Source organism: Jiangella alkaliphila (assembly GCF_900105925.1).
GTDB lineage: Bacteria > Actinomycetota > Actinomycetes > Jiangellales > Jiangellaceae > Jiangella > Jiangella alkaliphila.
This window is the reverse complement of the sequence record NZ_LT629791.1, coordinates 1,421,933-1,439,536: the sequence shown is the minus strand read 5'-3', so window position 1 is coordinate 1,439,536 and position 17,604 is coordinate 1,421,933. Positions and strand designations below refer to the sequence as shown.

Here is a 17,604-nt window from a genome sequence, read left to right as displayed (position 1 = left end):
CCCTCCCGGGGTGGTCAGCGCAGGACCAGGTTGTAGGTCTTGACCTGGGTGTAGCCGAGCAGCTCCTCCATCGACTCCTCGCGCCCGACGCCGGAGTCCTTGACCCCGCCGAACGGCATGCCGATGAAGTGGGTCGACGTGTCGTTCACCCACACGTACCCGGCGCGCATCGCCCGGGCGACCCGGTGGGCACGGTCGAAGTCGCGCGTGTAGACGCTGGCGGTCAGGCCGAAGTCGACGCCGTTGGCGACATCGACCGCCTCCTGCTCGGTGCGGAACGTCAGCACGGAGATCACCGGGCCGAACACCTCGGTGCGCGCCACCCGCATGTCCGGCCGCACACCGTCGAGCAGGGTGGCCGGGTAGTAGTGACCGGCCGCCGCCTCCGGCTCGGCGTCGCCGTGGACCAGCCGGGCGCCCTCCTCGAGCGCCGTCCGCACGTGCCCGGCCACCCGGTCGCGGTGGGCGGCCGAGATGAGCGGGCCCATCGTGACGCCGTCGTCGAACGGCCCGCCGGCCACCACCTTCGCCAGCCGCTCGCGCAGCCGCTCGACGAGGTCCGCGGCGACGTCGGCGTGCGCGAGAACGCGCGACGTCGAGCCGCAGGACTGTCCGGCAAACGGGAAGTTCATCCCCTTGACGGCGCCGTCGACGACGGCGTCGAGGTCGGCGTCGGGGAAGACGACGAGGGCGTTCTTGCCGCCGAGTTCGAGCGAGACGTCCTTGACGCCGGACTCGGCCGCGGCCCGCTGGATCGCCCGGCCGGTCTGGGGGCTGCCGGTGAACGCGATGCGCCGCACGGCGGGATGACGCACCAGTGCGTCGCCGGTCTCCGGACCACTCCCGGAGACGACGGAGAGCACCCCGGCCGGGACGTGCTCGGCCCACAGCTCGCCCAGCCGCAGCGCCGACAGCGGCGTCAGGTCCGACGGCTTGAGCACGACGGTGTTGCCGGCCACCAGCGGGGCGGCGATCTTGGAGGCGCCGAACATGCCGGGGTGGTTGTACGCGATGATCCGCGCGACCACGCCGAACGGCACCCGTTCGGTGAAGTGGACGTTGCCGGGGCTGGACGGGATCGTCTCGCCGCGCAGGTGCAGCGCCCAGTCGGCGAACATGCGCATCCGGTCGCCGGCCGTGCCGATGTCCTTACGCATCATCCACAGCGGGAACCCGCCGTCGAGGGAGTCCAGCCGCGCGATCTCCTCGACGTGCTCGTCGAGGACGTCGGCCAGTCGCCGGACGACGGCGGCCCGCTCGCGCACGTCGGCGCCGGCCCATCCGGCCGAGGCCTCGTCGGCGGCCTGGACGGCGTTCGCGACGTCGGCCGCGGAGGCGTCCGGCACCTGGGCGAGCGGCCGGCCGGTCGCCGGGTTCTCGACGTCGTAGGTCGCGTCGCCGGCCGCCTTCGTGAGCCGTCCCCCGCTCAGCAGCCGCCAGTCGTGCGCGACCGGATCGGTGCCCCGTCCGTCTGCCTGGTTCACTCGCAGCCTCCTTTGATCCCGCGAATTGGATTCAAGATACAGTGTCTAGCTGACGCGCGGAAGAGGTGACGGGCAGCCGCGACTGGCGGACCGCCCGGCCGTCCGCACCACTTGCAATGAGCACCTCTACGCACCACCCGTCCGCGGCTGCGGGGGCCGGGCCTTGGCTCGGCTGACCACCGCCTTGGCACTACTGGTCGTCGCCCCAACACCCGAAATGCCCGATTCCGAGAGGCGATCAGCCGTGCCAAGCCGCGCCCAGCCACGGGTGGTGCGTAGAGGTGCTCATTGCAAAGCGGCCGCACACCCCCAGAACCGGCCGATACCCAGGTCACCGGCTGATACCTCACGGTCAGGTCGGCTCAGCTCAGCACCAGCCCGACGACGCCGCCGGCGATGAGGACGGCACCGGCGACGGTGCGCGGCCGCACCTTCTCCCGGTTCGCGAACAGCAGCACGCTGACCGGGATCACCACCATCGGCGTGGCGGCGGAGATCGCGACCGCGACGGACACCGCGAGGTACCCCGTCGACGCGATCACCGCGGCCTGCCCGCCGATGGTGAGCGCGCCGCTGAGCGACCACAGCGCCAGGCCGCGACGCGGGCGGCGGAGCCCCGAGTCGGCCGCCCATGCCGGCGGGTGCAGCAGCCCATAGACGACGGTGGCGGTGACGGCGCCGGCCAGCGCGCCGAGCAGCGGCTCGGACCAGCGGTCCAGCGCGTCGCCGCGGACGATGTTGCCGACCGCGTACGCCGCCGCTGAGAACACCCCGATCCCGATCTCGCGCCAGGGCACCGCGCCACCGGCCAGCCGGCCGCCGCAGAGGTAGAGGCCCGCGAGCACCCCCGCCATGCACAGCAACTGGGCCGGCCCGAGCGTCTCGCCGAGCACCAGCCAGCCGAGCAGCAGCGCAAACGCCGGGCTGCTGTTCTGGATGGCGCTGGCCCGCGACGGGCCGATGGTCTCGACGGTGCGGAAGTACCCGCGGCGGCCGAGGTAGCTGGCGAAGATGCCGGAGACCGCGAACATCGCCAGCGCGAGCGGGTCGATGCGCAGCGGCTCGGACCGCACCACCAGGTGCCCGGCCACCAGGACCGCGCCCACCACGACGTTCGCCACCAGCGCCACCAGGAACCCGGTCCGCTGGCCCAGGTGCGCGGCGGCGGCCCGCACCACGAACGCGTTGGCGGCGAACAGCAGCAGGGCCAGCATCGCGAACAGGTCACCCATCGGACCGCCGCGGCGCCGGCCCCTGGACGCCGGTGGTGGCGACCGCGGCCGCCAGGCACGCGATCGCCACCACCGGGCCGGGCCGGCCCGCCCGAGGCTGGGTCAGGACTGCTCCTCGACCAGCTCCAGGGCGCGCTCGAGGATGTCGACTGCGACGACGTCCTCGTACTTCGGCACCTCCTCCAGCAGACCGGAGTTCACGCCCACCTCGGCCATGAGGGTGATGCTCTCCTCGCTGAGCCCACCGTCCTCACCGGGCCAGAACCCGTACTCCACGGCGCTCGCGTGCAGCGCGCGGAGCGTCTCGTCGTCGGGCATCTCCTCGACGTCGGCGAACTCCTCGACAGCGCTGACGAACGCGTCGTAGTCGGCGGAGAGGTCGCGCATGCCCATGAGCACCGACGCGCAGTACTCGGCGGCCAGCTCGCTGTTCTCCTCCAGCCAGTCCGCCGGCGCCGCGTGCGCCTCCTTGACGAAGCCCGGCACCTCCTCGAACAGGCTGGCGATGATCACCGGGTCGGGCGCCTGCTCGGCCGCCTCGTAGTACTGGTAGTCGTGGATCACGGTCGCGTCGACGTCGCCGGCCGCGAACGCGGTCGTGCGCAGGCCCGACGACTCCAGGATCTGGATGCCGGGGATGTCGGCCGCGGTCCGGTCCTCGCCGAGCGACTGCAGCATGGCGTTGAGGATGACGTCGCCGGCGCCGCCCGGGCTGTCCAGCGCGACCCGGGTGTTCGCGTCGAACAGGTCCTCGACCGAGTCGATGCCGTTCGCGCCGGCGATGACGAAGTCGTCCTGGGCGATGTACGGGCAGAACAGCTTGAAGTCCTGGCCCTGCTCGTTGAGCAGCAGGTTGGACACCAGCGAGCCGGCGACGACGTCGGCCCGGCCGGACAACACGGTCTGCGTGGCCACCGCGTGCGAGTCGAACGTCGTGAAGTTGTCGATCGTCATGTCCAGGCCGAAGTCGGAGCCGTAGGTGATGACGCCGTACTTGGCCGGCACGAAGCCCGGCTGGGTCGGCGACGTGTTGGCCACCCTGATGGAGGCCGACTCGCCGCCGCTGGTGGACGCGCCGTCGTCGTCACCGCCACCGCACGCGGCGGCGAGGAGCACCAGCGCGACGGCCGGCACGGCGGCGCGGATCGCTTTCTGACGTGCCATGAGAACCTCCGGATGAACAAGACCGGCAACAGGGCCGGGACGTCGGAGAATCGCTGAGTCGTGACGGTGCGACGTCGGGTCACACCGCCCGGTAGGACAGGCTCCTGCGCTCCACGTAGGACGCGACTTGCATGAGCACCAGGCCGAGCAGCATCGTCAGGACGATGCCGGCGAGGAGCGTCGGGATGTCGAAGGTCGACTGGGCGCCGAGCAGGATGCGGCCGAGGTTCGCCGCCGACAGCAGCAGCTCGGCGGTCACCGCGCCGCGGATGGCCCGGCCGACGCCGATCTTGAGGCCGAGGAAGATGTACGGTCTCGCCGCGGGCAGCACGACCTTGCGGTAGAGGTCGAACCTGGAGGCGTTGAACGACTTGCCGACGTCGATCAGCGCCGGCGGCACCTCCTTGATCCCGGTCGAGGTGTTGACCAGGATCTCGAAGACGCACCACAGCACCACGAGGATGATCCGGCCGCGCAGCTCCAGGCCGGTGTAGATGCCGAGGATCGGGATGAGCAGCGACACGGGGGTCGCGTAGCCGGCGTGCACCAGCGGCTCGATGGTGTTCTGGGCGTAGCGGGACACGCCGATCCACAGGCCGACCCCGACGCCGATCACGGCGGCGATGACATAGCCGACCACCATGGTGAGCATCGTCCCGGCCAGCGCCCGGCCGAACTCGCCGCTGGCGAAGCCGTCCCACATCGCCCTGGCGACGTCGGTGACCGGCGCGATGGTGAAGGAGTCGGGCCGGCGGCCGTACCACTCCCAGGCGGCCAGCAGCGCGACCACCGAGGTGATCCGCAGCGTCCACATGAGGACCGGGCCGGTCGGGTCGATCCGGGCCACGCCCGGCTTCGTCGTCGACGCCATCAGTTCGCCCCCTTGACGCTGGCGGCCACGTCGCCGGACCACGGGGTCAGCCGTCGCTGGGCGATCATGAGCGACTGGGTGAGTGCGGTGCCGACCAGGACGATCACCGCGGCCAGCGCGAAGAACTCGCCCAGGTTGCGGTCCAGGCCGAGGGTGGTGAGCTTGCGGCCGGTGCCGATCGTCACCCAGAGCTCGGCGATGATCATGCCTTGGACGGCCTGGCCGAGGCCGAGGCGCAGGCCGGCGATGATGAACGGCAGCGTGCCGGGCAGGGTGATCGAGACGAACCGCTTGACCGGGCCGATGTTGAACGACCGCGCCATCTCCAGCACCGCGGGGTCGATCGACCGGACCCCGTTCGCCGGGTTGATCGTGACGTAGAAGATCGCGAACAGCGCGACCACGGCGACCCGAAACTCGAAGCCGGTGCCGAACACCAGGATGATGAACGGCAGCACGGCGGCCAGCGAGGTCACGAACAGCGCGTTGACGTACGGGCCGAGCAGGAACTCGACCGGCCGGAAGGTCCCCATCAGCAGGCCGACCGGCACGCCGATGAGCACCGCGATGCCGAAGCCGACCAGCATCTGGGTGAAGCTCTCCGCGACCAGCGACAGCGAGCCGTCGCCGAGGATCGTCCGGAAGCCGCCCGCGACGTCGCCGAGGCTGGGGAAGAAGAACGGCCCGGCCTGCCAGGCGAACACCTCCCAGGCCACGAGCAGCAGTCCCCAGGTGAGCGTCCGCTGGAACCACACCCGCTGGTGGAGCGGCAGCCGGTCCGGTGCGGGTGTAGCCGCGACGACCGGAGCCTCGGGTGCCGGGGTCTCGGCGACCGGCGCCGCCGGCTCAGGCCGCATGACCGGCCGCCCCCGCCTTCAGCGCGTCCCAGAGCTGGAACTTCATCTTCGCGAACTCCGGGTCGCTGCGCAGGTCGTCGCGGCGGGGCCGGCTGAACGGCACGTCGACGATCTGGGCGACGCGGCCGGGCCGGTTGCTCATCACGACGATGCGGTCGGCGAGGAAGAGCGCCTCCTCGATGTCGTGGGTGATGAGCATCGCGGTGCTGCGCCGTACGCCCCAGATGCGCTCCAGCTCGACCTGCATGACCAGCTTCGTCTGGGCGTCCAGGGCGCCGAACGGCTCGTCCAGCAGCAGCATCTCGGGCTCGACGGCGAACGCGCGGGCCAGGCCGCACCGCTGCTGCATGCCGCCGGAGAGCTGGCCCGGGTAGTGGTTCTCGAAGCCGGACAGCCCGACCATGTCGATGTAGGTCGCGGCGCGCTCGCGACGCTCCCGCTGGCCGACGCCCAGACACTCGAGGCCGAACTCGACGTTCTTCCGGACCGTCCGCCACGGCAGCAGGTGCGCGTGCTGGAAGACGACGCCGCGATCGGGCCCGGGACCGGTGATCGGGCGGCCCTTGAGCGTGATGCTGCCGGAGGACGGCGCCGTCAGACCGTCGATCATGCGCAGCAGCGTGGACTTGCCGCAGCCGCTCGCGCCGATGATGACGCAGAACTCACCTTCCTCGACGGACAGGCTGACATCAGCCAGTGCGTGTGTCTCCTGTACGACCCGGCCACGTTTCGTGGTGAAGGTCTTGGACACGTGCTCGATGGTCAGGACGCTCATCGGATCCGTCCGTTTCAAGTGAGACGCCGTCTACATGATTTTGGATACAATAGGTGGAGCGCCAGGAGGCGTCAACAGCGGGGAACGAGTTTTGCGAGGGTGAGATCCGATCGAAACACGGCGCCCCGAGAGGGCGTCAGACGGTCTCGGACTCTTCCTTCTCGACCAGCGCCTGCAGTTCTCCGGAGACCCGGCCGAGGTGCGCGGCCAGCCAGGCCTTGGCCTTCTCGGCGTCGCCGGCCTCGAGGTGGGCGATCAGGCCCGGGTGTCCGCCGCGCTCGGGGACGCGGCGCAGCAGCAGGTAGCGGCCCACGGCGTCGCGCAGGTTCTTGGCCGACGCGAGCGTGCGCGGCCGGTCGGCCAGCGCGTACAGCCGCTCGTAGAACTCCTTGCGCAGCTCCAGGCCGGTGGCGAGATCGGTGGTGTCGTCGAGCTGCACGGCCAGGCCCTTGAGGTCGTCGAGCACCTCGGGCGTGAGGTTCGGGATGGACAGCTCGATCAGGTGGCCCTCGAGCAGGATGCGCAGCTCGTAGATCTCCGCGATCTCCGGCGGGCTGAGCACCGACACGGTGACGCCGCGGTGGGTGTGGATGCGGACCAGGCCCTCGCCCTCGAGCTGGCGGAGGCTGGCCCGGACGGGCATGCGGCTCACGCCGAGGTGGGCGGCGATGGCATCGAGGTTCAGGCGGTGACCCGGCGGGAAGGCACCCTGGAGGATCGCCTCGCGGATGAACGCCTGGGTCATCTCCTCGACGGTCATGAACGTGCCGCGCACGGACTTCGCGATGACGTCGAGCATCTCGTCGTCGGCAGCTGCCGTCCGGCCGTTGCGAGCGCTCGTCCTACCCATGCACGTTCCCCTGCTCTGAAGTGGTTATCAAGAATACATTCAACTGTTCGTCATTCCGTGCGTTCGTTGATGAGGCGCCAGACGCGTTCTGGAGTGAGTGGAAGACGGTCGGGCCACCGGCCGACGGCCCGTGCCACCGCCGCCGCCACCGCCCCGCCGATCGGATTGAGCGTGCCTTCCCCCGCCCCTTTGGCGCCATACGGTCCCACACCGTCCCTGCGTTCGGCAATCATCAGATCGATCTTGCGTGGCAGGTCCTTGAGGCGGGGCACCCGATAGTCGACGACGTTGGCGTTGGCCAGCTGTGCGCCGTCGTAGACGAGCTCCTCGTGCAGTGCGCCGCCCAGGCCCTGCGTGGCGGCGCCGAGATCCTGCCCCTCGACGGCGCGCGGGTTGATGGCGAACCCGACGTCGGCGACGGTGACCAGCTGGTCGACCGCGACCACGCCGGTCTCCGGATCGATCTCCACCGCGACGCCGACCATGCCGACCTCCCAGAACGGCGGCATCTTCTGGGTCGCGCCGTCGCGGCGGACCAGCCCGACGCCGGTGACCTCGCCCGCGGAGCCGCCGAACCACTGCCGCACGACGGCGCCGAAGTCCAGCTCGCGCCCGTCCGGGCCGGCCACGCCGCCGGGGAGGTCGCCCACCTCGCCGGGCTCGCACTCGAACAGCTCGGCGGCCATGTCGCGCAGCCGGGACCGCGCGTCGGCGCAGGCTCGCTGCAGCGCCAGGCCGACCAAGGTCGTGGTGCGGCTGGCGCCGGTGGTCCGCTCGTACGGCGTCACCGACGTGTCGGACTGGACCACGGTGACGACGGACATGTCGACGCCCAGCTCCTCGGCGGCGACCTGCGCGAGCAGCGACCGGCTGCCCTGGCCCATTTCCGTCGACCCGCTGAGCACCAGCACCGAGCCGTCGATCTGGACGCGCACCTGGGCGGTCGAGATCGGGTAGGCGCCGGCGTCGGACGCGGAGCAGCCGAAGCCGATGCCGTAGTACGGGACGTCCTTGCGGTCGCGCTCCAGCGACTTGACCACCATCTCGAGGTCCGCGGGGATGTCGGCGTCGATGCCGCGCTTGCCGCGCAGGATCTCCTCGCCCTTGAGCACGAGGTTGCGCCGGCGGATGTCCGCGCCGGAGATGCCCAGCTCTTCGGCCGCGCGGTCGAGGTTGGTCTCGCCGGCCAGGTTGCCCTGCGGTGCGCCGAACCCGCGGTATGACGACGCCGGCGCCGTGGTCGTGTAGACGGAGCGGCCGTGGACGCGCAGGTTCGGCACCCGGTACGGGCCGAAGCAGCGGTTCACCGACTTCGCCATGACCAGCGGGCTGTTGTCGGCGTACGCGCCGGAGTCCATGAGGATGTCGAACTCGCGCGCCACGATGGTGCCGTCGGCGGCGAAACCGCTCTTGACCCAGACCTTCGCGGAGTCGACCCGGGTCGTGTAGATGGCCTCCTCGACGGTCAGCGTCAGCTTCACCGGCCGGCCGGTGCACCACGACGCCACCGACGCCAGCGGCTCGACCTTCGTGTACGACTTCGAGCCGTAGCCGCCGCCGATGTACGGCGTCGTCACCCGCACCCGCGACAGCGGCAGGCCGAACACCCGGGCGAGGTCGTCGCGGACCATGTACGGGTGCTGCGCCGTGGAGACGACGGTCAGAGCGTCGTCGTGGTACGACGCGACGCCGTTGTACGGCTCCATCGCGTAGGCGTAGAGCATCGGGAAGTGCACGGTGTTCTCGACGACGACGGCCGCCGCGGCGAACGCGGCGTCGACGTCGCCCCAGCCGATGGTCACCTCGTGCGCGACGTTCGACAGCTCCAGTTCGACGTCCTCCGCCTCGTCTTCCAGGTGTGACATGCTCGTGAACGACTCGTCGCCGGTCGCGGCGTAGGACCGCTCGTGCACCAGCGGTGCGTCGGCGGCCAGCGCGGCGTCGACGTCCATCGCCGCCGGCAGGTCCTCGTAGGACACCCGGACCAGTTCGACGGCGTCGGCGGCGGCCGCGACGGTCTCGGCCACGACGATGGCCACCGGCTCGCCGTAGTAACGCACCTTCCCGGTCGCCAGGATCCAGTGGTCGGCGATGATGTGGCCGAACCGCGCGTGCAGCGACGCGAGGTCGTCGGACGTCACGACCGCCACGACACCGGGCGCGGCCAGCGCGGCGTCGACGTCGATCGCCGTGATGCGCGCGTGCGCGCGGTCCGAGCGCACGACCTTCGCGTGCGCCATGCCGGGCATCGTCACGTCGACGCAGTACTCCGCCGCGCCGGTGACCTTCTCGACGAGGTCGGGCCGGCGCACCGAGCGGCCGACGACGGTCTCACCCATGCGCGCCGTCCCGCAGCCGCTCGGCGACCTGCTCGACCGCCTCGACGATCGGCTCGTAGCCGGTGCACCGGCAGATGTTGCCCTCGAGGTGCTCGACGATCGCCGCGCGGTCCGGGACCTCGTCGCCGTCGAGCAGCGCCTTCGACATCATCAGGAACCCGGGCGTGCAGAAGCCGCACTGCAGCGCGAAGTTGTCGACGAACGACTCCTGCAGCGGGTGCAGCGTCTGGCCGTCGGACAGTCCCTCGACGGTGGTGACGGCGGCGCCGTCGGCGTCAGCGGTGAGGAACGTGCACGAGCTGACCGGCCGGCCGTCGACCAGCACGGTGCAGACGCCGCACACCTGCAGCTCGCAGCTCACCTTGGTACCGGTCAGTCCCAGGTCCTCGCGCAGGAAGTCGGACAGCAGCGACCGCGGCTCCACCTGCCGGCCGACGCTGACGCCGTTGACCTCGACGGTCACCGGGACCCGGGCCGGCCCCGTCACGATCTCGGACTCGGGCAGCGGTTCGGTCATGGGCTCACCTGCTCCAGCTTGGCCAGGGCACGGCGCACGTAGACGCCCGTGACGTGCCGCTTGTACTCCTCGGACCCGGACAGGTCCGGCGTTGGGTCGACCCAGGCGGCGATCTCGTCCGGGTCGATCTCGCGGAGCGACCCGAACGACCACGCCAGCGGCACCTCGCCGACGGCGCCGACGCCCAGCCGGTACCAGCCGGCGGCGTCGTCGGCCAGCACCGCGACGCCGACCGTCGGGCGCTCCATGGTCTGGAACTTCACGTACGCGCCGCGCAGCCCGGTACGCAGCGGGACCCGGACGTCGACCAGCAGCTCGTCGGGTTCCTTGTCCGCGTAGTACGGGCCGGCGACGAACTCCTCGACCGGCACCGTCCGCCGTCCGTCCGGTCCGGCCAGCGTGACCGACGCCGCCAGCGCCATCAGCACCGTCGCGACGTCGGACTTCGGCTCGGCGAAGCACAGGTTGCCGCCGATCGAGCCCTGGCTGCGCACCCGGGCGTTGCCGATGTGCCGCTCCATGCCGGCGAAGACCGGCAGCCGATCCCGGACGACGGGGTGGACGGCGAGGTCGGCGTGCCGCTCGGTCGCGCCGATGACCAGCGCGCCGTCCTCGACCCGCACGCCGGACAGCTCCGGGACGCGCTTGAGGTCGACCAGCGCGTCCGGCCGGTGCAGGCCGGCGCGCATGGCGAGCAGGAGCTCGGTGCCGCCGCAGTACGGCACCGAGTCCTCGGACAGCTCCCCCAGCGCCTCGTCCAGGGTCGTAGGGCGCAGCAGCGCGAACGGCGGCAGCGTCATGCGGCGCCCAGCGCCTTCTCGGCGTTGGCGAAGAACTCGCCGATGATCTTCTCGGCCTTCTTGTTGATGGTGCCGCCGCCCATGGCCGCGACCTTGCCGCTCACCTCGTACACGCCGCCGACGCGCACCGTGGTGCCGCCGTCGTCCGACGGCGCGAGGTCGAGTGTCGCGTCGACGACGAGCCGGGAGCCGACCTGGCGGTCCTCGCCCTCGGCGTGCACCGTGACGTGCTCCTCGGTACGCACGTCGCTGAGCGTGATGGCGAGGTCGGCACGCAGCTTGAACGGGCCGAGGCGGTCCAGCAGCACCGCCGTGTACCGCTCCAGGTGCGTCAGCTCCTCGGCCTGCTCCAGCACGCTGATCCACGACACCAGCACCGGCACGTCGATCAGCGTCGCCCACGCCTGCGCGGGCGCCGCGGACACCGTCAGCTCGCGGCCGAACTCGTTGCGAGGCATGCCGCCCCCTCCTAGCTCTTGAGCTTGGGCAGGACCTCGGTGCCGAGCAGCTCGATCTGGTCGAACCACTTGTCGAACTTGAAGCGGAAGTCGAAGACCAGGTGCTCGACGCCGGCCGCCTCGAACTTACGGCATTCCTCGACGGCGCCGTCGACGTCGCCGGCGATCAGCTGGCCCTCGAGGTCCTCGACCGTCTCGAACGCGCCCGACGGCGGCTTGACCGCCCACTTGGACTTGTTCGCCCAGGCCAGCAGGCCGGGGATGTTGACGTGCTGGAGCGCCTCCTCGCGGGTGCGCTCGATCGACGTCGGCGGGATGACGGCGATCGTGGGGCGCTGCTTGCCGGCCGCGGCCGACAGCTCCTCGATCGTCTCGATGCGCTTGCGCAGCGTCGCCATGGCGATGCGGCCGGGCATCCAGCCGTCGCAGAACTCCACCGCGAGCCGGGCCGAGCGCGGCGTCGCGCCGCAGTACCAGAACGGGACGCGCCCGCCCAGCGGCTTCGGCTCGATCGTCACGTCCTCGAAGGAGAAGTTGTCGTCCTTGTAGGTGACGTCGTTCTCGGTGAAGACCCGCTTGAGGATCTCAGCGTTGGAGCGGACCAGCTCGACGCGGTCGCGGTCGCCCCAGCCGATCGCCTCGAACTCGTGGTCGAACGTGCCGGCGCCGAAGCCCAGGATCAGCCGGTCCGGACCCAGCAGGTGCGACATCGTGCCGGCCATCAGTGCGGTGGTCAGCGGGTGCCGGAACGGGATCAGCGAGCCGGTGCCCAGCTGGATCCGCTCGGTGACGGCGCCGATGGCGGTGAGCGTGGTGAGCGCGTCGTAGAACGTCCGGTTCGGCTTCTCCATCTCGCCGTGCGGCTCGAACACGAGGTGGTCGCGCACCCAGACGGAGTCGAAGCCGAGCTCTTCGGCCCGCTGCGAGCCCCGCAGCAGCTTGTCGCGGTCGGCCTGCTCACCGAAATGCGGCAGCAAGAGTCCATATCTCATTCGTCAACGTCCTTCGGAGTTGTGGGCGGTGGCGAGCCGGCCGTGGCCGGGCTTTCCGACGACGGCGCCGCCGGCGAAGACGTCCGCGCCGCGGACGAGGGTGCGCTCGAACCGGACGCCGATGCTCCGGCCGTCGTACGGCGTCCACCCGACCCGGGACAGGACGTCGTCGTTGGTGATCGTCCACGGGCTGTCGAGGTTCGCGATGACCAGGTCGGCGTCGTAGCCGACCTCGATGCGGCCCTTCACGCCGGCCAGCCCGAACGCGTCGGCCGGGCGGCGGGCGGCGGCCTCGACGGCGCGCTCCAGCGGGATCCGGCCCTGGCGGACCGCGTCGAGCAGCAGCGGGTAGTAGTACTGGATGCCCGGCGTGCCGGTGTGGGCGCTCCACATCTTCGTCCAGCCGATCTCCTTCTCCTCGCGCGTGTGCGGCGCGTGGTCGGAGGAGATGACGTCGATGGTGCCGTCGAGCAGGCCTTCCCAGACGGCCGCGCGGTGGTCGTCGGGCACCCAGTACGACAGCGCGTACGGGCCCAGCGTCTCGACGTCGCTCCACGTCGACAGGAACAGCGCCCAGTGGTTCACCTCGCCGGTGACGTCGACGCCCCGCGCCTTGGCCCGGCGCACCGCGTCGATGGAGCGGCGGGTCTGCATGTGGGCGATGTGGATCGGGCAGCCTGACGCCTCGGACAGCCGCAGCACGACGTCGATCGCGGTGTCCCAGATGACGCCGTCGCGGGCGGCGTAGGCGCCGGCGTAGCCCTGCGGGGTGTTGTCGCCGCGGGCCAGCACCTCACCCTCGATGTAGTCCATCAGCGCCTGGTCGTGCGGGTGGATGATGAACCGCTTCCCGGTCGGCTTGATCAGGTCCATCATCTGCAGCAGGTGGCCGTGGTCGTGCATGCCGGTGCCGGCCGGGTGCGGGTACGTGCGGCCGGTGTCGACCACCATGTAGATCTTGTAGGCGTTGATGCCGGCCTCGGCCATCGACGCGATGTCGTCGAAGTTCGTCGGCGCCGGGTTGTGGTTGTAGTCGACGATCGACTTCTCCGCGTACAGCGCCAGGACCTCGTCGAGCGTCTTGCGGTCCGTGGTCGGCGGGTCGAGGTTCGGCATGCCGAAGATCGTGGTGACACCGCCCACCGCGGCCTGCTCGGTCGTGGTGGTGATGTCCTCCTTGTGCGTGTACCCGGGCTCGCGGGTGTGCACGTGGACGTCGACCATGCCCGGCAGCACCAGCCGCCCGGTGGCGTCGATGTCCGTCGCGTCGTCGCCGATCGTGGTGCCGGGCGAGACCAGCCCGGCGATGGTGCCGTCGTCGCCGATGAGGACGTCGGCGCGGACCGTGCCGCTCGGAGTGACGACGTCGCCTCCGCTGATCCGGGTCGTCACGGTCATGTCAGCGCTCCTCCACGTAGGTGACGGACGCGGGCGGGCCGTCCTGGGTCGTGATGACGACGTCGCCGTTGGCCAGGTAGGTGTCGAACCAGCTCACGATCGCCGGGGTGACCTGCTCCCAGTACTTGTCGTAGGCGGCGTAGTGCGTGGTGTGCCGCTGCATGACCAGGCTGCGCGGGCCCTTCGCGGCCTCGTAGATCGCGACGGCGTGGTCGGTGGGCGTGGTCGCGTCGCCCTCGATGCCGACGACCAGGAGCGGCGTGGTCAGCGTGCGCGCCGCGGTCAACGGGTCGTACTCGAGGATCTCGTCCGCCGCGGCCAGCGACACCGCCGTCGGGATGCGGCCGTCGACGTCGGCCTTGACCTTCGTGGCCCGCCGCTCCGGCGTCGGGACCATGATCTCCTCGCGCGGGTGCACCAGCCGGCCCTTGCCCGTGGTCACCCGCTCGCGGCGGTCGTCGTCGAGTCCCTTGAGGAAGTCGAGCCACTCGTACTCCGAGCGCATGCGGTGCAGCCAGTCGCGTCCGTTCGCGACCGGGAGCTGGCTGACGGCGGCCCGGACGCGGTCGTCGACGGCGGCGAGCAGGACGGCGTTGCCCCCGCCGGTGCCGCCCGAGCCGAACACGCCGATGCGGTCGGAGTCGACGTCGTCGCGCGTCGTCAGGTACGTCACGGCGTTGCGCAGGTCCTGCAGCTGGACGGCCGGGGAGAGCTTCTTCTCGCCCTCGGAGTCGCCGAAGCCCCGGTAGTCGAAGATCAGCACGCCGAAGCCCGCGGCGGTGAGCGCCTCGTGGTACCGGACGTACAGGTTGGCGTCCTTCAGGCCGAGCCAGCCGGGCCCCTGCACGATCGCCCGCAGCGACCCGTCGAACCGATCCGGCGTGCGCCAGGACGCCGAGACGCGGCTGCCCTCGCTGTAGAAGACGACGTCTTCGCTCCGCATCGAACCTCCATATTGGATAATTGATACAGAGTCTAAAGTGCGGCGCCAGATCGGGCAAGATGCCACACGGCGGACGGCTGGCTATCTTATGTTGTATCCAATGGCACGGCAGGGGCGGGCTTACGCCCAGCGGGTGCACGTCACGCACTGCAAGAGCGCCCACGCCGGGTCAGGCCGGGGCGCACTCCCGCCGGGCCCGCCGACCGGCCGGCCGACCGGCCGGAGCCGAGCGTCGTCCGGCGGGCGACCGGTGTCAGCTGCGCGAACGCGCCCGCGCGGCCCGCTTCTTCGGCGCCGGGCCCTTGGCCCGCTTCTCGGCGATCAGCTCGACCGCGCGCTCGTGCGTCAGCTTCTCGATGTCGGTGTCGCGCGGCACGGTCACGTTGACCTCGCCGTCGGTGATGTAGGGGCCGAACCGGCCGTCCTTGACCACCAGCGGCTTGTTCGACACCGGGTCGGTGCCCAGCTCGCGCAGCGGCGGCGTGGCGGCGCGGGCGCCGCGGCGGCCCTTGGGCGTCGCGAACAGCTTCTCGGCCTCGTCGACCGTGACGGTGAACAGCGACGCCTCGTCGGGCAGCGAGCGGGTGTCGGTGCCCTTCTTGACGTACGGGCCGTAGCGGCCGTTGCTGGCGACGATCTCGGTGCCCTCGGCGTCGGCGCCGACCACGCGGGGCAGCGTGAGCAGCCGCAGCGCGTCCTCGAGCGTGACGGTGTCGACCGACATGGTGCTGAACAGCGACGCCGTGGGCGGGCGCTCGTTCTTGGGTGCGTCATCGGGCAGCACCTCGGTGACGTACGGGCCGTAGCGGCCGGACTTCGCGACGACAACGCGGCCGGTGGCCGGGTTCTCCCCCAGCTCGCGGTCGCCGTTGCCCCGGGCCACGAGCTCGCGGGCGACGTCGGACGTCAGCTCGTCGGGCGGGAGGTCCTCGGGGATGCTGCCGCGGTTGCCCTCGGCGTCCTCGAGGTACGGCCCGTAGCGGCCGACCCGCACGGTGAAGCCGTCGCCGATGGGGAACGACGAGATCTCGCGGGCGTCGATCTCGCCGAGGTTGTCGGCGAGCTTCTTCAGCCCATCGACGCTGTCGTCGCCGTGCCAGAACTGCGCCAGCTCGGCGGCGCGGTCGGCCCGGCCGCCGGCGATCTCGTCGAGGACGTCCTCCATCTTGGCGGTGAACTCGTAGTCGACCAGCCGGGTGAAGTGCTCTTCGAGCAGCCGCACCACCGCGAAGGCCAGCCAGGCCGGCACCAGCGCGGTGCCGCGCTTGAACACGTAGCCGCGGTCGAGGATGGTCCGGATGATCGACGCGTACGTGGACGGGCGGCCGATCTCGCGCTCTTCCAGCTCCTTGACCAGCGTGGCCTCGGTGTACCGGGCCGGCGGCTTGGTGCTGTGGCCCTCGGGCTCGACGCCGGCCGCCATCAGGCCCTGACCCTCGGCGAGCTGCGGGAGCCGGCGCTCGCGGTCGTCGAGCTCGGCCTCGGGGTCGTCGGCGCCCTCGACGTAGGCCTTGAGGAAGCCGTGGAAGGTGATGGTGCGGCCGGACGCGCTGAACTCGACCGGCTCGCCCGTGGTGGCGGTGGCGCCGATGCGGACGGTCACCGTCTCGCCCTTGGCGTCGCGCATCTGCGAGGCGACGGTGCGCATCCAGATCAGCTCGTAGAGCCGGTACTCGTCGTCGCGCAGGCCGGTCTCGGCCGGGGTGCGGAAGGAGTCGCCGGCCGGGCGGATCGCCTCGTGCGCCTCCTGCGCGTTCTTCACCTTGCTGGTGTACTTGCGCGGCGCATCGGGCAGGTACTCGGCGCCGTACAGCTCCGCCACCTGCGCCCGGGCCGCGTTGAGCGCGGAGTCGGACAGCGTGATGGAGTCGGTACGCATATAGGTGATGAAGCCGTTCTCGTACAGCCGCTGCGCCACCTGCATGGTGCGGGCCGCGCCGTAGCCCAGCTTGCGCGAGGCCTCCTGCTGCATGGTGGTGGTGCGGAACGGCGCGTACGGCTTGCGGGTGTACGGCTTGGCCTCGACCGAGCGGACGGTGTAGTCGACGTCGCCGAGCGCCGCGGCCAGAGCGCGGGCGCGCTGCTCGTCGAGCACGACGACCTCGCCGCCGCGCAGCTCGCCGCGGGCGTCGAAGTCGCGGCCGGTGGCGACCTTGGTGCCGTTGACGGTGGCCAGCCGGGCCTCGAACGCGTGCGGGTCGTCGGACGTGCCGGTGTCGAGCGTCGCGGTGAGGTCCCAGTACTCCGCCGAGCGGAACGCCATGCGCTCACGCTCGCGGTCGACCACCAGGCGGGTCGCCACGCTCTGGACCCGTCCCGCCGACAGGCCCTGCATGACCTTGCGCCACAGCACCGGGGAGACCTGGTAACCGTAGAGGCGGTCGACGATGCGGCGCGTCTCCTGGGCGTCGACGAGGTCCTCGTCGATCTCGCGGGGGTTCTCGACGGCGGCCCGGATGGCGTCGCGGGTGATCTCGTGGAAGACCATGCGGCGCACCGGGACCTTCGGCTTCAGCTCCTCGCGCAGGTGCCACGCGATGGCCTCGCCCTCGCGGTCCTCATCGGTGGCGAGCAGGAGCTCGTCGGCCTCCTTGAGCATGGTCCGGAGCTTCTTGACCTGGTCCTTGGCGCGGCCGGCCGGCACGATGTACAGCGGCTCGAAACCACCCTCGACGTCGACGCCGACGGGGTTGCCGTATCGCTCACGCTCGGCCTCGGGGACCTCCGTCTTCTTCGACGGAAGGTCGCGGATGTGGCCGAACGACGACTCGACCATGTAGCCGTCACCAAGGTAGCCGGCGATGGTCTTGGCCTTCGCCGGCGACTCCACGACGACGAGACGGCGGCGGGCAGCCGTGCCGTTCGTGGATCGGGCCATGAATGCTCCTCACTCCCGGGCACGGTGAACCGACCCCTTCGGCTCC

General features: G+C 71.1%; 15 protein-coding genes. All 15 read right to left on the bottom strand.

Translation table 11 applies throughout. From position 1 onward, the window contains the following. Nucleotides 1–14: 14 nt before the first annotated feature. Nucleotides 15–1,484, bottom strand: a complete 1,470-nt coding sequence (locus tag BLV05_RS06680; protein ID WP_231948768.1) for an aldehyde dehydrogenase family protein — start codon at nt 1,482–1,484, stop codon at nt 15–17. 362 nt (nt 1,485–1,846) lie between these two features. Then, nucleotides 1,847–2,716: a DMT family transporter gene (locus tag BLV05_RS06675; RefSeq protein WP_046766848.1), complete on the bottom strand. Its 870-nt coding sequence runs from the start codon at nt 2,714–2,716 to the stop codon at nt 1,847–1,849. A 102-nt stretch (nt 2,717–2,818) separates the two neighbouring features. Further along, nucleotides 2,819–3,880 carry an ABC transporter substrate-binding protein gene (locus BLV05_RS06670; RefSeq protein WP_046766849.1) on the bottom strand — a complete coding sequence of 354 codons (1,062 nt, stop codon included), beginning with the start codon at nt 3,878–3,880 and terminating at the stop codon, nt 2,819–2,821. 79 nt (nt 3,881–3,959) lie between these two features. Beyond that, nucleotides 3,960–4,751 (bottom strand): ABC transporter permease, encoded by a 792-nt coding sequence (locus BLV05_RS06665; RefSeq protein ID WP_046766850.1) that lies wholly within the window; start codon nt 4,749–4,751, stop codon nt 3,960–3,962. After that, a complete protein-coding gene (locus tag BLV05_RS06660; RefSeq protein ID WP_046766851.1) occupies nt 4,751–5,608 on the bottom strand; it encodes an ABC transporter permease in 858 nt (285 codons plus the stop codon). The genes BLV05_RS06665 and BLV05_RS06660 overlap by 1 nt, the downstream gene beginning before the upstream one ends. After that, complete coding sequence (locus BLV05_RS06655) at nt 5,598–6,383, bottom strand: ABC transporter ATP-binding protein (protein WP_046766852.1); 786 nt, start codon at nt 6,381–6,383, stop codon at nt 5,598–5,600. The genes BLV05_RS06660 and BLV05_RS06655 overlap by 11 nt, the downstream gene beginning before the upstream one ends. 136 nt (nt 6,384–6,519) lie before the next feature. Then, nucleotides 6,520–7,233 carry a GntR family transcriptional regulator gene (locus BLV05_RS06650; RefSeq protein WP_082154921.1) on the bottom strand — a complete coding sequence of 238 codons (714 nt, stop codon included), beginning with the start codon at nt 7,231–7,233 and terminating at the stop codon, nt 6,520–6,522. Nucleotides 7,234–7,283: 50 nt separating this feature from the next. Beyond that, nucleotides 7,284–9,572: a xanthine dehydrogenase family protein molybdopterin-binding subunit gene (locus BLV05_RS06645; protein ID WP_052762113.1), complete on the bottom strand. Its 2,289-nt coding sequence runs from the start codon at nt 9,570–9,572 to the stop codon at nt 7,284–7,286. Continuing rightward, on the bottom strand, nt 9,565–10,089 hold the full coding sequence (locus tag BLV05_RS06640; RefSeq protein ID WP_046766853.1) for a (2Fe-2S)-binding protein: 525 nt from the start codon (nt 10,087–10,089) through the stop codon (nt 9,565–9,567). Before BLV05_RS06640 ends, BLV05_RS06645 begins: the two co-directional genes overlap by 8 nt. Beyond that, nucleotides 10,086–10,889 carry an FAD binding domain-containing protein gene (locus BLV05_RS06635; protein ID WP_046766854.1) on the bottom strand — a complete coding sequence of 268 codons (804 nt, stop codon included), beginning with the start codon at nt 10,887–10,889 and terminating at the stop codon, nt 10,086–10,088. Before BLV05_RS06635 ends, BLV05_RS06640 begins: the two co-directional genes overlap by 4 nt. Then, nucleotides 10,886–11,347, bottom strand: a complete 462-nt coding sequence (locus BLV05_RS06630) for a CoxG family protein (RefSeq protein WP_046766855.1) — start codon at nt 11,345–11,347, stop codon at nt 10,886–10,888. The genes BLV05_RS06635 and BLV05_RS06630 overlap by 4 nt, the downstream gene beginning before the upstream one ends. Before the next feature lie 11 nt (nt 11,348–11,358). Continuing rightward, nucleotides 11,359–12,339, bottom strand: a complete 981-nt coding sequence (locus tag BLV05_RS06625) for an LLM class flavin-dependent oxidoreductase (protein ID WP_046766856.1) — start codon at nt 12,337–12,339, stop codon at nt 11,359–11,361. A 3-nt stretch (nt 12,340–12,342) separates the two neighbouring features. Further along, complete coding sequence (locus tag BLV05_RS06620; RefSeq protein WP_046766857.1) at nt 12,343–13,737, bottom strand: dihydroorotase; 1,395 nt, start codon at nt 13,735–13,737, stop codon at nt 12,343–12,345. Between the two features lies 1 nt (nt 13,738). Then, a complete protein-coding gene (locus BLV05_RS06615; RefSeq protein ID WP_046766858.1) occupies nt 13,739–14,680 on the bottom strand; it encodes an alpha/beta hydrolase in 942 nt (313 codons plus the stop codon). 253 nt (nt 14,681–14,933) lie between these two features. Next, the gene (gene topA, locus BLV05_RS06610; RefSeq protein WP_046767175.1) at nt 14,934–17,558 is read right to left on the bottom strand and encodes a type I DNA topoisomerase; all 2,625 of its coding nucleotides are present in this window, start codon (nt 17,556–17,558) and stop codon (nt 14,934–14,936) included. Nucleotides 17,559–17,604 lie beyond the last annotated feature (46 nt).

Excerpts from the sequence above, each read along its gene's own strand:
- BLV05_RS06675 (WP_046766848.1), bottom strand. The coding sequence starts at position 2,716 with ATGGGTGACCTGTTCGCGATGCTGGCCCTGCTGCTGTTCGCCGCCAAC.
- BLV05_RS06670 (WP_046766849.1), bottom strand. The coding sequence starts at position 3,880 with ATGGCACGTCAGAAAGCGATCCGCGCCGCCGTGCCGGCCGTCGCGCTG.
- BLV05_RS06665 (WP_046766850.1), bottom strand. The coding sequence starts at position 4,751 with ATGGCGTCGACGACGAAGCCGGGCGTGGCCCGGATCGACCCGACCGGC.
- BLV05_RS06660 (WP_046766851.1), bottom strand. The coding sequence starts at position 5,608 with ATGCGGCCTGAGCCGGCGGCGCCGGTCGCCGAGACCCCGGCACCCGAG.
- BLV05_RS06655 (WP_046766852.1), bottom strand. The coding sequence starts at position 6,383 with ATGAGCGTCCTGACCATCGAGCACGTGTCCAAGACCTTCACCACGAAA.
- BLV05_RS06650 (WP_082154921.1), bottom strand. The coding sequence starts at position 7,233 with ATGGGTAGGACGAGCGCTCGCAACGGCCGGACGGCAGCTGCCGACGAC.
- BLV05_RS06645 (WP_052762113.1), bottom strand. The coding sequence starts at position 9,572 with ATGGGTGAGACCGTCGTCGGCCGCTCGGTGCGCCGGCCCGACCTCGTC.
- BLV05_RS06640 (WP_046766853.1), bottom strand. The coding sequence starts at position 10,089 with ATGACCGAACCGCTGCCCGAGTCCGAGATCGTGACGGGGCCGGCCCGG.
- BLV05_RS06635 (WP_046766854.1), bottom strand. The coding sequence starts at position 10,889 with ATGACGCTGCCGCCGTTCGCGCTGCTGCGCCCTACGACCCTGGACGAG.
- BLV05_RS06630 (WP_046766855.1), bottom strand. The coding sequence starts at position 11,347 with ATGCCTCGCAACGAGTTCGGCCGCGAGCTGACGGTGTCCGCGGCGCCC.
- BLV05_RS06625 (WP_046766856.1), bottom strand. The coding sequence starts at position 12,339 with ATGAGATATGGACTCTTGCTGCCGCATTTCGGTGAGCAGGCCGACCGC.
- BLV05_RS06620 (WP_046766857.1), bottom strand. The coding sequence starts at position 13,737 with ATGACCGTGACGACCCGGATCAGCGGAGGCGACGTCGTCACTCCGAGC.
- BLV05_RS06615 (WP_046766858.1), bottom strand. The coding sequence starts at position 14,680 with ATGCGGAGCGAAGACGTCGTCTTCTACAGCGAGGGCAGCCGCGTCTCG.
- topA (WP_046767175.1), bottom strand. The coding sequence starts at position 17,558 with ATGGCCCGATCCACGAACGGCACGGCTGCCCGCCGCCGTCTCGTCGTC.